Source organism: Streptomyces sp. PA03-1a (assembly GCF_033792805.1).
GTDB lineage: Bacteria > Actinomycetota > Actinomycetes > Streptomycetales > Streptomycetaceae > Actinacidiphila.
The window spans coordinates 1-13,198 of the sequence record NZ_JARAVO010000256.1 but is presented as its reverse complement, the minus strand read 5'-3'; the positions used below and the strand labels follow the sequence as shown (position 1 = coordinate 13,198).

The following is a 13,198-nucleotide window of genomic DNA, read 5'->3' as shown; positions in this document are numbered from 1 at the left end:
CCCCCCCCTTCCGTCGGCACCCGGACCGGCCGGGCGGGGCGGCCCCACCGCCCCGGCCTGCGGCACCTGCTCCCCCTCGGGCTGCGCGTCCTCCTGGGCAGCGCCCTGGCGGGGTGGGGATCGATGGCCCTGGGCGTGGACCGGCCGTACTGGGCCGTGGTGACCGCCGCGGCCGTCTTCGCGGCCAACACCACCCTGTCGTGGCACCGCGCGCTGCAGCGGGTGCTCGGCAACCTCCTGGGCGTGCTGCTGTTCACCGTCCTGGTGCCGTTCACGGCCACCGGGGCCGTGACCCTCATCGTGACCGCGCTGGCCTGCAATGTCGCGGCCGAGGCGACCATCGCGCGCAACTACTGGATCGCCAGCGCCTTCGTGACGCCCATGGCCATGATCATGACCGAGTTCGCGGGCGCGCAGCCGGCCGGCCGGCTGGTGGCCGACCGCTGGCTGGACACCCTCGTCGGCGCCGCCGCCGGGCTGCTCGCCTGCTTCGCCGTGCCGAACCGCCGGGCGGGCCACCGGGTGGGCGCCGCGCTGCGGCGCCTGGAGCACGAGCTCGCCGCGCCCGTCGCCCGCGAGGCCCGGCTCGTGGCCGCCCTCCTGGAGCTGCGCGAGGCCGCCGACACCGCCTCCGGCGAGTGGTGGAGCCGGGCCCTGCCCGAGCGCCGGATCGCCGCCGCGGAGGACCGCGGCCACCTGATGCTGGCAGGTCGGCGCGGGGACGGCCGGTCCGTCACCGTGCCGTGACGACGCGTACGATCATGCGCACGCCGCCGGAGCCGCCGGCGTACGGAGGAAGGACAACCCGCGTGGAGGACGCCGTCGCGACGGTGCTGCGCCAGTGGCAGGACGTCTACCCGGACCTGGACTTCGGGCCGGTCGCCGTGATCGGCAGGCTGAACCGCTGCGCCGCACTGCTGCAGCAGGTCACCGAGACGCCCCTGGGTCGCGAAGGCCTCACCCGCCCCGAGTACGACATCCTCATCGCCCTGCGCCGCGTCGGCGGCGAGCTGACGCCGGGCCGGCTGGCCCGGGAGACCTTCGCCTCGGGCGCCGCGGTCACCAAGCGGATCAAGCTGTTGGAGGAGCGCGCCCTGGTCGCCCGCCGCCCGGACAGTCGCGACCGCCGGGTCTCCCACCTGCGGCTGACCGAGGAGGGCCGCACGCTCGTCGACCGCGTCCTGCCCGAGCAGCTCGCCTACGAGACGGGGCTGCTGTCCGGGCTCCCGGAGGGCCGCCGCGAGGAGCTGGCGGGCATCCTCGGCGAGCTCCTGCTGCTGCTCGAAGGCCGCTTGGGAGCGCTTTCCGGGTGAAGCGGGCGGCCCGCGGACCCACGGCACCGGCACTTCAGCGAGCGCACATCTGCGCGCTCCGCCAAGGACACGCCAAGGCAAGGCCGCGACGGGACAGATAAGGGTGTCCCCGTCCCCCTGACCAGGGAATCGCGCCATGACCGCTTCGTACGAACTCGCTCCCGTCGTCGACACCCCGACCGACCGCCCCCGCTATTCGGTGAGCCTCGCCCAGGACGAGGCGGAGGTGCGGGCCGCACAGCGTCTGCGGCACCAGGTGTTCGCCGGGGAGATGGGGGCCGTGCTGGACACGCCCGAGCCGGGCCTGGACGTCGACGCCCTCGACGCCTTCTGCGACCACCTGCTGGTGAAGGACGACCGCACCGGCGAGGTCGTCGGCACCTACCGGCTGCTCACCCCCGCCAACGCCCGACGCGCGGGCCGCACCTACTCCGAGTCCGAGTTCGACCTGACCCGGCTCGCGCCGATCCAGCACGACATGGTCGAGGTGGGCCGCTCGTGCGTGCACGCCGACCACCGTGACGGGGCCGTCGTCGCGCTGATGTGGGGCGGCATCACCCGCTACATGGCGACCACCGGCCACAACTGGGTCGCCGGCTGCTGCTCGGTGCCGCTCACCGACGGCGGCGCGCTGGCCGCGGGCGTGTGGGACCGGGTCTCCGCCAAGAACATGGCCCCCGAGGAGTACCTGGTCTCCCCGCGCCGCCCCTGGGACCCGGCGGGCATCGTCCGCCCGGCCCGTACCACGCTGCCCGCGCTGCTCCGTGGCTACCTGCGGCTGGGCGCCTGGGTGTGCGGCGAGCCCGCCTACGACCCGGACTTCGGCGTCGCCGACCTGTTCATCCTGCTCTCGCTGGAGCGCACCGACGAGCGCTACCTGCGCCACTTCGGCGCCATCGGCTCGCTCGGATCGGTCTGAGATGGCCGCGGCGTGGTGGTCGCCGGTCGCCCCCTGCTCCCCGCAGGCGTGCGTGACCGGTGACGGTCAGGTGGTGGGCCGGGTCCGGCGGCTGCTGCGGTACGCCGCCGCGCTGGTGGTGCTGCTCACCGGCGTCGTGCTCTCGGTGCCGGTCGGCGCGCTGTGCGGCCCGGCGGGACGCGAGCGGCTGATCCGGCGCTGGACCCGCTCGGTGGCGGCGGCCTTCGGCGTCCGGGTGCGGCTGCCCGAGCCGGCGCCGCGGGAGCCGGGCCGCGGCCTGCTGGTGGTCTCCAACCACGTGTCGTGGCTGGACATCCTGCTGATCGCCGCGGTCTTCCCGGGCCGCAACGTCGCCAAGCGGGAGATCCGCGACTGGCCGGTGATCGGGCGGCTGTGCGTGCGCGGCCGCACGATCTTCATCGACCGGGAACGGATCCGCGCGCTGCCGGACACGGTGGCGGAGGTCGCGGCGGCGCTGCGCTCGGGCGCGACGGTGGTGGCCTTCCCGGAGGGCAGCACCTGGTGCGGCCGTGAGGAAGGCCGGTACCGCCGGGCGCTGTTCCAGGCCGCGCTGGACGCCGGCGCCGACGTGCAGCCGCTGCTCATCCGCTACCGGCACGCCGACGGGAGGCCCAGCACCGAGGCGGCGTTCCTCGGCGAGGACACCCTGATGGACTCGGTGCGCCGGGTGGTGGCGGCCCGCGGACTCACCGCGGAGGTGACGGCGTTCCCCCGCATCGCGGCCGGCTCGCTCCCGGACCGGCGTGCGCTCGCGGCCGCCGCCCGCCACGCCTTGGTCGCCCCCGCGCCGAGCGCGGCCGTACCGGTCCAGGCCGGTCCCCGCCAGCGCGGGACGGACGTCCGGATCGGGTCGCCCGCCCGCCGGCCGGGCGACCGGGTCGTGGGGCTTCCCGGCTGACGCCCCGTCACCGGACCGCGCCCGCCGGCAGCCGCCCACGGCGCGCCGCCGGGCGCGGTCCGGCCGCACTGGGCCCTCTTGTGACCACCCTCTCGAGTTCACAACAATGTCCATGCCAAAACCGAAAGAACTTCGGTCTCGAGAGGACCCCCCACATGAAACGACCTCTCAGAGGAGTCTTCGCGGCTGCCCTTGCGGCCCTCGCCGCGATCGCGTCCCTCGGGCTGTCCGCAGCCCCCGCCTCGGCGGCCGGCCGGCACGCCGCGGCCGCACCGGACGCCAGGGCCGCCGTCACCGTCGACTTCGCCGGGACGGTGTCGCTCAGCAACTGCTCCGGGTCGCTCATCCGCTTCCCGGGCTCCGCTTCCACCGACCCCGCCCTGGTGCTCTCCAACGGGCACTGCCTGACCAGCGGCTTCCTCGACGCCGGCGAGGTGCTGGTCAACCAGACGTCGACACGCACCTTCGGCCTGCTCAACTCCTCCGGCCGCTCGGTCGCCACGCTGCGCGCCACCAAGCTGGCGTACGCGACCATGACCGACACCGACATCTCGGTGTACCAGCTGAACCGCACCTACGCGCAGATCCAGTCCTCCTACGGGATCTCCGCGCTGGAGGTCTCCGGTACGCACCCGGTTCAGGGCACGGCCATCAAGGTCGTCTCCGGCTACTGGAAGACCATCTACAGCTGCAGCATCGACGGCTTCGTCCACCTCCTCAAGGAGGGCGACTGGACCTGGAAGGACTCGGTCCGCTACACCTCCTCGTGCAACACCATCGGCGGCACCTCGGGGTCGCCCGTCATCGACACCACGACCGGCAAGGTCGTCGCCATCAACAACACGGGGAACGAGGACGGCGGCCGCTGCACCCTCAACAACCCCTGCGAGGTGGCCGAGAACGGCACCGTCACCGTCCGCCAGGGCATCAACTACGCCGAGCAGACCTACGGGATCGGCACGTGCGTGACCACGGGCAACCGGTTCGACCTGACCCTGCCGGGATGCCTGCTCCCCAAGCCGTGACCGCGGTTCAGCGCCGGTACATCGCGTCGATCTCGGCGGCGTAGGCCTCCTCGACCGCCCGGCGCCTGAGCTTGCGGGAGGGGGTGACCAGCCCCCGCTCCTCCGTGAACGAGGCGGCCAGCACGCGGAACGAACGGATCGACTCCGCCTTCGACACCCGCGTGTTGGCCGCCGACACCGCCCGCCGCACCTCGGTCTCCAGCTCCGGGTCGCGAACCAGCTCCTGCAACCCGGCTTCGGCCTTGCCGCGCAGCCTCAGCCACTGGGTCGTCGCCTCGGTGTCCAGGGTCACCAGGGCCGTCACGTAGGGCCGGTCGTTGCCGATGACCAGGCAGTGCTCGACCAGCGGATGCTCGCGGACGCGTTCCTCCAGGACGGCAGGGGAGAGGTTCTTGCCGCTGGTGGTGACGATGATCTCCTTCTTGCGGCCGGTGATCGTCAGGTAGCCGTGCTCGTCGAGGAAGCCGATGTCGCCGGTGTGCAGCCAGCCGTCGCGCAGGGCCTGCGCCGTGGCCCCGGGGTCGCCGAGGTATCCGGAGAAGACGGCCGGGCCGCGCAGCAGGATCTCGCCCTCGTCCGAGATCCGCACGTCCGTGCCGGGCACGGGGAGGCCGACCGTGCCGTAGCGCACCCGCCCGGGCGGGTTGGCGGTGGCGGCCGAGGTGGACTCGGTGAGTCCGTAGCCCTCGTACACCGTGACCCCCGCGCCCTCCAGGAACAGCCCGAGCCGCCGCCCCATGGTGGAGCCGCCGCTCACCGCGTTGCGGACCCGGCCGCCCAGCGCCTCGCGGACCTTGGCGTACACCATCCGGTCGTAGACGCGGTGCAGCACGCGCAGCGCCGCGCTCGGTCCCGGGCCGGTGCCCAGCGCACGGCGCTCGCGGGCCTCGGCGAAGCGCACGGCCACGTCGACGGCCTTGTCGAACACACCCAGGTGGCCGGCCTCCTCCGCCTTGTCGCGCGCGGCGTTGAAGACCTTCTCGAAGACGTACGGCACGGCGAGCACGAACGTCGGCCGGAACAGCGCCAGGTCGGGCAGGAGCTCGGCGGCCGTCATCTCCGGCTGGTGCCCCAGGCGCACCCTCGCCCGCACCGCCGCCACCTGGATCATGCGGCCGAAGACGTGGGCCAGCGGCAGGAAGAGCAGCACGGACGGCTGCGCGGAGGTGCCGCTGTCGAAGACCGGCCGCCAGCCGGCGATGAGGTTGTCGGTCTGGCACATGAAGTTGCCGTGGGTCAGGACGCAGCCCCGCGGGCGTCCGGTGGTGCCCGAGGTGTAGATCACGGTGGCGACGGCGTCGGGCGTGACGGCGAGCCGGTGCCGGTGGACCACGTCGTCGGAGATCCGCTCCCCGTCGGCCACCAGCTGCTTCACCGCCCCGGAGTCCAGCTGCCAGACGCGGGTCACGGCGGGCAGCCGGTCGATCACCGAGCCCAGCGTCATGGCGTGGTCCTCGTGCTCCAGGACGCAGCCGACGGCGCCGGTGTCGTGGAGGATCCAGCGCAGCTGCTCGGCCGAGGAGGTCGGGTAGACGGGCACCGGCTGCGCCCCGATGGTCCACAGCGCGAAGTCGAAGAGCGTCCACTCGTACCGGGTGCGCGACATGATCCCCACCCGGTCCCCGAACCGCACCCCGTGCGCGAGCAGCCCCTTGGCCAGGGCCGTCACCTCGTCGCGGAACTCGGCCGTGGTCACGTCCCGCCAGCGGCCGTCCTCCTTGCGGCCCAGCCGCACCTCGTCCGGAGCCTGCGCCGCGGTCTCGAACACCACGTCGGCCAGGCCGCCGGCGAGGGTGGCCGGGACCAGCGCGGGCAGACTGAATTCGCGCACGCGGGCACCTCGTGGGGGGTTGGAGCGGGCGGAGAAGCGTAACGTAACGGATCTCTCACGCACTGTCGGCCCGCGGCCGGGTCGCTGTCCCGGTTCTTCACCAAACCTCCCCCGGCGAGAGATCATGGATGCAGGAGGTGACCTCCATGACCACCAGGATCCGACTCCACGGCGGCCCCGGGGACGGTCTCACCCTCGGCATCGCACTGGGAGCCGGGGGGCAGCCCCCCGATGGCATCCTGTACGACCCGCTGGCCATCAGCGTGCAGGACGCGGGGGCGCACCAGGCGTGGCCGGACAGCGCCGCGTACTACAAGCGCCTCGAGCACATGGCCGACGAGCCGTGGGACTACGCGTACGAGAGCGAGGCCACCGCCCCCCTGGAGTGACCCGCCGGCACACCGCGGACCGTCCCGGGGCCGCCCCCCGGCCGCCGGCTGCGGCCGCCGGGGACGCACGGGCGAAAGCCGCCGTTTTGGCCGGGCGCCCCGGCCTCCGTAGAGTTCCGCAGGACACCAGTGGGAACACACGATCCAGGGAACGACGGCGGGCATGACGGCGACCGAGAACGAGCAGAGCACGGCAACGGCCTGGGAGGGCGTCCCGGGCATCGACCCGGCGCGCCTGGAGCTGTGCCTCAGCGTGCTCAGGGAGCTCGACGAGCTGCCGATCGACCACCCCGACGCGGTCACCGTGCGCAAGGCCACGGCCGGCATCTACCGGATGGTGAAGCAGCGCCGCCGGCAGGACCGGCGGGCCGCCAAGACCGCCCACGACAAGATGGTCACCGAGTCCACCGCGACCGGCTCCGCCGAGCGGATCGACGACGAGACCCAGGGGCTGCTGCCCTCCTCGTCCACGACCGGTGCGATCGCGGGCATCCTGCGGCGGCCGCGCTCCTGCTACGTGTGCAAGGGGCGCTACGTCGAGGTCGACGCCTTCTACCACCAGCTGTGCCGGGAGTGCGCGGCCGCCAACCGTGCCCGGCGCGACGCGCGCACCGACCTGACCGGCCGCCGCGCGCTGCTCACCGGCGGCCGGGCCAAGATCGGCATGTACATCGCGCTGCGGCTGCTGCGCGACGGCGCCCACACCACCGTCACCACGCGCTTCCCCGCGGACGCCATCCGGCGCTTCAAGGCGATGCCGGACAGCGAGGAGTGGATCCACCGCCTCAAGATCGTGGGGATCGACCTCCGCGACCCGGCCCAGGTCGTCGCGCTCGCCGACTCGGTGGCCGCCGAGGGCCCCCTGGACATCCTGATCAACAACGCGGCGCAGACCGTGCGCCGCTCCCCCGCCGCCTACGCGGAACTGGTGGCCGCCGAGTCCGCCCCGCTCCCGGCCGGGGCGCTGCCCGCCTCGGAGGTCTTCGGGGCCTTCGGCAGCGGTGCCCAGCCCGCGCTGCCCGCCCCCCGTGCGGAGCTGTCGGCCCGGGCCCAGGAGGTCACGGACCTGGCGCTGGTGAGCGGTTCGGCCTCGCTCGCCCGGATCGAGGCCGGCACGGCGATCGACGCCGGCGGGCTGGTCCCCGACCTCGACGCGGCGAACAGCTGGAGCCGGGCCGTGGGCGAGGTCGACCCGGTCGAGATGCTCGAAGTGCAGCTGTGCAACGAGACCGCGCCATTCATCCTGGTCAGCAGGTTGCGCCCGGCGATGGCGGCCGCCGCCGCCCGCCGCAAGTACGTCGTGAACGTCTCCGCGATGGAGGGCAAGTTCACCCGCGGCTACAAGGGCGCGGGCCATCCGCACACCAACATGGCGAAGGCCGCGCTCAACATGCTGACCCGCACCAGCGCGCGCGAGATGCTGGAGACCGACGGCATCCTGATGACCAGCGTCGACACCGGCTGGATCACCGACGAGCGGCCCCACCCGGACAAGATGCGCCTCGCCGAAGAGGGATTCCACGCCCCGCTGGACCTCATCGACGGCGCGGCCCGGGTGTACGACCCGATCGTCCGCGGCGAGCAGGGCGAGGACCTGCACGGGGTGTTCCTCAAGGACTACGCGCCGACCGAGTGGTGAGAGCCCCGGCACCGTCCCTCAGGGCCATGTGACGGCCCGTTGCGGGACAGGTGGGACAGGCGGGGCGGCCGGTCCGCGGCTACGATCGAACCGTGGCCGAGCGAGGTTTCGCGCCCACCGCGCCCAAGCTCGTGCTCGAGACCGACGGGGACACCCGGATCCTGGTCCCGGGTCGGGAGTACCACGTCGGTCGCGACCCCGACGGTGACGTCGTCCTCGACGACCCCCGGGTGTCGTGGCACCACGCGGTGATCCGGCCCGCGGGCGACAGCTGGATGCTGCACGACCTGGGCAGCACCAACGGCACCTTCGTCAACGGCCGGCAGGTCCGGCAGTGGGGCGTCGGCCCGGGTAGCGTCATCCGCTTCGGGCACGCCGAGCAGGGGCCGTGCGCCCGGCTGAGCAGCGCCGAGGCGCCCACCGGGGTCTACCGGGCGCCGCCGATGGCCTCCCCCGCGGCGACCGGCACCTTCCGCCGCCCGACGTCGGTGCGGTCGCTGCCCGACCGCACGATCCACATCGGGCGCGCCTCCGACAACGACCTGGTCGTCTCGGACCTGCTGGTCTCGCGGCACCACGCCGAACTGCGGTCGCTGCCGGACGGCGGCTACGAGATCGTCGACCTGCACAGCCACAACGGCACCTATCTGGACGGCCAGCGCGTCGAGCGGGCGGTCGTGCACCAGGGCGACATCATCGACGTCGGTCACGCGGTCTTCCGGCTGGTCGGCGACAAGCTGCAGCAGTTCACCGACACCGGCGAGGTCTCGCTCAACGTCCGCGACCTGTCGGTGCGGGTGGACGACGGCGGCAAGGTGCTGCTGGACGACATCAGCTTCCCCGTCGGCGAGAAGTGCCTGCTGGCGGTGGTCGGGCCGAGCGGCTCCGGCAAGTCGACGCTGCTGAACGCACTGACCGGCCTGCGCCCCGCGAACCACGGCACGGTGCTCTACGACGGGCGCGACCTGTACCGCGAGTACGCGGACCTGCGCCAGCGCATCGGCCTCGTCCCGCAGGACGACATCCTGCACCAGCAGCTCCCCGTCGGGCGCGCCCTGTCGTACGCCGCCGAACTCCGCTTTCCCGGCGACACCGCCAAGGAGGAGCGGCAGGCCCGGGTGGACGAGGTGATCGCCGAACTCGGCCTGGAGGCCCGGGTGAAGCAGCCGGTCCACACCCTCTCCGGCGGCCAGCGCAAGCGCGTGAGCGTCGCCCTGGAACTGCTGACCAAGCCCTCGCTGCTCTTCCTGGACGAACCGACCTCCGGCCTGGACCCGGGGATGGACCGTTCGGTGATGACGATGCTGCGCGAGCTCGCCGACGACGGCCGCACGGTCATCGTGGTGACGCACAGCGTGCTCAGCCTGGAGGTCTGCGACCGGTTGCTGGTGATGGCCCCCGGCGGGCGCATGGCCTACTACGGGCCGCCCAGCAAGACCCTCCCCTTCTTCGGCTTCCGGCAGTGGCCGGAAGCCTTCGAGGCCTTCGAGAACGAGGAGAACCGCGACTGGGCGGGCCAGTACGAGGCCTCCCCGCTCTACGACGAGTACGTCGCGGCGGCGCTGGAACCCGCAGGACCGCAGCCCCCGGCGGAGCTCGAACCCCTGGAGCCGCCCAAGCCGCAGGGCTGGGGCGGCCAGTTGTGGACGCTGGTGCGCCGCTACACGGCGTCGCTGGCCGCCGACCGCACCTTCCTGGCGATCATGGTGGCCCTGCCCTTCGTGATGGGCGGGATGGCGCGCGCCCTGGCCGGCGGTGCGCTGGGCCGGAACAACGCGCTCAACGTGCTGCTGATCCTGTGCGTCGGCTCGGTGCTCACCGGGGCCGCCAACGCGGTCCGCGAGCTCGTCAAGGAACGGGTCATCTACCAGCGGGAGCGGGCCGTGGGCCTGTCCCGCTCGGCCTACCTGGCGTCCAAGGTCGTGGTCCTCGGAGTGATCACCGTCGCGCAGGCGGTGGTCCTGACGATGGTCGCCCTCACCGGCGTGCGTCTGAGACCCCAGGGCGGCAGCGGGGTCCTGTTGCCGCCGCTGCTGGAGATCACGCTGGCGGTGGCGCTGCTGGCGTTCACCTCGATGATGCTCGGGCTGCTGATCTCGGCCCTGGTGCGCAAGGAGGAGGTGACCATGCCGCTGCTGGTGCTGATCGCCATCGTGCAGGTCGTCTTCTGCGGTGCCCTGCTGCCCCTGCACGGGGTCCCGGGTCTGGAGCAGTTGTCCTGGCTGGTGCCCTCGCGCTGGGCGCTGGGGGCGATGGCCGCGACGCTGGACCTGCATGCCTTCACACCCAGCAACGTGACGTCGGACCCGCTCTTCCGGCCCGTGCCCTCGATGTGGCTGCTGGACATGGGCATGCTCGTGGTGCTGTCGGTGGCCTTCGGTCTCGTCGTGGTCAGGCTGCTGCGGCAGCACGAGCCGGCCGTCATGCGGAGGTAGGCCTGATGTACGAGCCGGAGTTCGTCCCCACCCATGTCGCCCCGGCGGGCGGACTGCCCACCTGGCGGGCGCCGGACGACTCCAGCCCCTCCGCGGGGCTGGACCCCCTGCTGCCGGTGCGGGTGACCGAGCACCGGGGCGACTGGGCGCGGATCGTGTGCTCCAACGGCTGGTCCGCGTGGGTGGACGGACGGCTGCTGATCACGGTGCCGCAGGGCCCTCCTGCGGCGGGCGGCTCCCCGGCGCGCACGGCGGACGCCCGTCCGCTGCTGGGCCGGCTGGTGGAGGCGCTCGGCTCGTACCGGACCTTGGTGCAGGACCTCGCGGCCGGGACGATCGACCTGGAGACCTTCGATCGGGGAACGAGCGGGATGCGGATCGGCGCCGTCGTGGACGGCGACGCCGTCTGGCTCTTCGACGCCGAGCACGACCGCTGGTGCTACTGCGACGGCGCCCGCATGGCGACCTACGCCGCCGCCGAACCGCCCGAGATGCGGCCCGGCGAACCCCCGCCCCCGGCGGAGCCGCCGCTGCGCGACGACGCGTCCCCGACCGAGACCCACCCGATCACCTGGACGGGCGAATCCTGAGGCGGATGCCAGGGCCGACGGCCGGTACTGCCCGGGCCACGCGCCGATGCCCAGGACACAGCCGTCGCCACCGCGGCAACGGCCGGCTCGCCCCGGGCCAGGATGGAAGCGGCCCGGCCGGCTGCCACGCCCCACAGCGCGGCGATGCCGGCCGCGGCCCCCCACGCGACGGCGCCCGGATCGCCACCCGCAGAGCCCGAACCGGCCCCGGCCCGGCAGACCTGCCGCCGGACGGCCCGCAGCATGGCACGAACCCGTCGGATCACCCGGACGGGCAAACCTCCGCCTTGGACGGGGCCGCCGCCGGGGCAGGCGTCAGCGGGACGGGCCGGTGCCAGGATGCGGGCGGCCATGCTGCCGAGCAGGTGTGCCGCCACGCCCGGCAGCCCGGAATGCCAGCCGCGGCTCCGCACGCGACGGCGCCCGAACTGCCACCCGCAGGCCGGCCCCGGCCCGGCAGACGTGCCGCCGCGAGAACCCCGGCACGGACCCGTCCCCCACCCGGACGGACAACCCCGAGGGGCCGCCCGGCACGGCCTCAGGTCGCCTTGCGACCACGCGTTGACCGCGGTCGCGGTCCGCCGAGCAACCGGGCGCAGCCCGCCGCGACGGCCTCAGCGGGCCGGAGCGCCCGGGCGGGCGGTGCGGGCGCGGGCGAGCAGGTGGACGGCCATGCTGCCGAGCAGGCCTGCCGCCGCACCCCGCAGCGCGGCGATGCCGGCCGCGGCCCCCCCCACGCGACGCTCAGCGGGCCGCAGCGTCCCGGCGGGCGGTGCGGCCGCGGGCCAGCAGGTGGACGGCCATGCTGCCGAGCAGGCCTGCGGCCACGCCCCACAGCGCGGCGATGCCGATCGCGGGGAGCAGGTTCGGGAGCAGCACGATGGAACCGCCGAGGCCGCCGGTGTCGGACGGGTCGCCGATGCCGAACAGCGACAGGCCGTAGTGCGCGTCGATCCGGGTGAGCACGCCGATCAGCAGCATGGCCGCCGCGGACGCCACCCCCAGGTGGACGGCGTTGCGCACGTGCCCCGTGCCGGGTCGCGCGCGCCAAGCGGTGGCCCAGCCCGCGCCCAGCATGGCGACGGCGGCGGCGACCACCAGCCACCAGGCCCTGCCGTCGTGCTCGGAGAGCGACGCGAGGTCGAGGGTGGCCTCCCCGTCCCCGCTGCGCAGCACGGCGGCCAGGGCCTCCGGCATCGGCACACCCAGCGCCCCCTGCACGCTGCCGTGCCATGAGGCGCCCATACCGAGACCGAGGGCGAGCCATGCCACGTTCGGCAGGCCGAGGAAGACGACGGCGAAGCTGTCCGCGGGCTCCGCGCGCGTCGAGGCGGTGACCACCGCGACCACGGCGCCGCCGACCACGTAGGCGAGCAGGACGCCCACCATGGCGCGGGCGGCCGGCCGGACGACGGTGTGCACGGGCACCAGCCGGGAGGGCAGGGGCGCCCGCCGTGACACGGCGAAGGCCAGGAGGAGGACGACGGCCAGCCAGAGCAGCCCGGCGACGACCGTGACCGGGACGTCGGCGCGGAAACCGACGGTGGGGGTGATGCCCAACAGGTCGCCGAGGTCGTTGAGGAACTCCTCGCCCGTGGAGATGGTGAAGGTGTGGCGTGCGCCGAGGGCGATCAGCAGCGTGACGAGGGCCCACAGCACGCCCGTCCGGACGAAGAGCCACAGCAGCCGGTCCCCGGCCACCACCGCGTGCCGGCGCAGCGGCCGTACGACCACGTAGGCGGTGACGAGGGCTCCGGCCAGGGCGACGGACAGCGGGAAGACGGTCACCGCCGCGTCCGACCGGGCGATGGTGCCCGCGCCGCCCTCCAGGCCGACCCGGCCCCCGACGGCCATGACCACGGTGGCGGCGATGACGGGCAGGAAGGCGCCCTGCGGCAGCTCGGAGGCCCCCGCGAGCCACAGGCCCAGGGCCGCCACGACCACCATGACGGCGTACCCGGCCACGACCGCGGCGAGTGCGTGCAGCCAGCCGTGGGTGGGCCCCGGGGCCGGGTGCGGGGCGGAGGGCGGATGCCGGGTCACGGTGTCAGGCTAAGCAGCCCCGCGGCAGCCCGCCCGTCCGGAATGTCCCGGCTTGCGGCCCGGCCGGAGGGTGGACGGAGAATGCGGGGTGACCT

General features: G+C 74.0%; 12 protein-coding genes. 9 read left to right on the top strand and 3 right to left on the bottom strand.

What is annotated here, in order from left to right; translation table 11 throughout:
- The 5 genes from PV341_RS37975 to PV341_RS37955 all read left to right on the top strand — a co-directional run.
- Window positions 1-747: FUSC family protein (locus PV341_RS37975; RefSeq protein ID WP_500360204.1), on the top strand; the 747-nt coding region annotated here is incomplete at its 5' end.
- A 14-nt stretch (window positions 748-761) separates the two neighbouring features.
- Window positions 762-1,313 carry a MarR family winged helix-turn-helix transcriptional regulator gene (locus PV341_RS37970; RefSeq protein ID WP_500323400.1) on the top strand — a complete coding sequence of 184 codons (552 nt, stop codon included), beginning with the start codon at window positions 762-764 and terminating at the stop codon, window positions 1,311-1,313.
- A gap of 136 nt (window positions 1,314-1,449) precedes the next feature.
- Window positions 1,450-2,232, top strand: a complete 783-nt coding sequence (locus PV341_RS37965; RefSeq protein ID WP_500323158.1) for a GNAT family N-acetyltransferase — start codon at window positions 1,450-1,452, stop codon at window positions 2,230-2,232.
- A gap of 1 nt (window position 2,233) precedes the next feature.
- A complete protein-coding gene (locus PV341_RS37960) occupies window positions 2,234-3,151 on the top strand; it encodes a lysophospholipid acyltransferase family protein (protein ID WP_500360203.1) in 918 nt (305 codons plus the stop codon).
- 155 nt (window positions 3,152-3,306) lie between these two features.
- Window positions 3,307-4,176 (top strand): S1 family peptidase, encoded by an 870-nt coding sequence (locus PV341_RS37955; RefSeq protein ID WP_500360202.1) that lies wholly within the window; start codon window positions 3,307-3,309, stop codon window positions 4,174-4,176.
- A gap of 7 nt (window positions 4,177-4,183) precedes the next feature.
- Here PV341_RS37955 and PV341_RS37950 read toward each other — a convergent pair whose 3' ends face one another.
- Complete coding sequence (locus tag PV341_RS37950) at window positions 4,184-6,007, bottom strand: AMP-dependent synthetase/ligase (RefSeq protein ID WP_500323154.1); 1,824 nt, start codon at window positions 6,005-6,007, stop codon at window positions 4,184-4,186.
- Window positions 6,008-6,153: 146 nt separating this feature from the next.
- On the opposite strand from PV341_RS37950, the gene PV341_RS37945 reads away from it, so the two are divergent.
- The 4 genes from PV341_RS37945 to PV341_RS37930 all read left to right on the top strand — a co-directional run bounded on the left by PV341_RS37945 (window position 6,154) and on the right by PV341_RS37930 (window position 11,060).
- The gene (locus PV341_RS37945) at window positions 6,154-6,396 is read left to right on the top strand and encodes a hypothetical protein (RefSeq protein ID WP_499515380.1); all 243 of its coding nucleotides are present in this window, start codon (window positions 6,154-6,156) and stop codon (window positions 6,394-6,396) included.
- 163 nt (window positions 6,397-6,559) lie between these two features.
- Complete coding sequence (locus tag PV341_RS37940; RefSeq protein ID WP_500323153.1) at window positions 6,560-8,035, top strand: SDR family NAD(P)-dependent oxidoreductase; 1,476 nt, start codon at window positions 6,560-6,562, stop codon at window positions 8,033-8,035.
- A 92-nt stretch (window positions 8,036-8,127) separates the two neighbouring features.
- A complete protein-coding gene (locus PV341_RS37935) occupies window positions 8,128-10,470 on the top strand; it encodes an FHA domain-containing protein (RefSeq protein WP_500360201.1) in 2,343 nt (780 codons plus the stop codon).
- 5 nt (window positions 10,471-10,475) lie between these two features.
- The gene (locus PV341_RS37930; protein ID WP_500323150.1) at window positions 10,476-11,060 is read left to right on the top strand and encodes a hypothetical protein; all 585 of its coding nucleotides are present in this window, start codon (window positions 10,476-10,478) and stop codon (window positions 11,058-11,060) included.
- A gap of 614 nt (window positions 11,061-11,674) precedes the next feature.
- Here the strand turns inward: PV341_RS37930 and PV341_RS37925 are convergent.
- Both PV341_RS37925 and PV341_RS37920 read right to left on the bottom strand, forming a co-directional pair.
- Window positions 11,675-11,797: a hypothetical protein gene (locus tag PV341_RS37925; protein WP_500360200.1), complete on the bottom strand. Its 123-nt coding sequence runs from the start codon at window positions 11,795-11,797 to the stop codon at window positions 11,675-11,677.
- Between the two features lie 7 nt (window positions 11,798-11,804).
- Window positions 11,805-13,103 (bottom strand): streptophobe family protein, encoded by a 1,299-nt coding sequence (locus PV341_RS37920; RefSeq protein WP_500323148.1) that lies wholly within the window; start codon window positions 13,101-13,103, stop codon window positions 11,805-11,807.
- Window positions 13,104-13,198: the final 95 nt, after the last annotated feature.

Coding starts and splice junctions, on each gene's coding strand:
- PV341_RS37940 (WP_500323153.1), top strand. CDS start 6,560: ATGACGGCGACCGAGAACGAGCAGAGCACGGCAACGGCCTGGGAGGGC.
- PV341_RS37930 (WP_500323150.1), top strand. CDS start 10,476: ATGTACGAGCCGGAGTTCGTCCCCACCCATGTCGCCCCGGCGGGCGGA.
- PV341_RS37955 (WP_500360202.1), top strand. CDS start 3,307: ATGAAACGACCTCTCAGAGGAGTCTTCGCGGCTGCCCTTGCGGCCCTC.
- PV341_RS37970 (WP_500323400.1), top strand. CDS start 762: ATGCGCACGCCGCCGGAGCCGCCGGCGTACGGAGGAAGGACAACCCGC.
- PV341_RS37945 (WP_499515380.1), top strand. CDS start 6,154: ATGACCACCAGGATCCGACTCCACGGCGGCCCCGGGGACGGTCTCACC.
- PV341_RS37960 (WP_500360203.1), top strand. CDS start 2,234: ATGGCCGCGGCGTGGTGGTCGCCGGTCGCCCCCTGCTCCCCGCAGGCG.
- PV341_RS37965 (WP_500323158.1), top strand. CDS start 1,450: ATGACCGCTTCGTACGAACTCGCTCCCGTCGTCGACACCCCGACCGAC.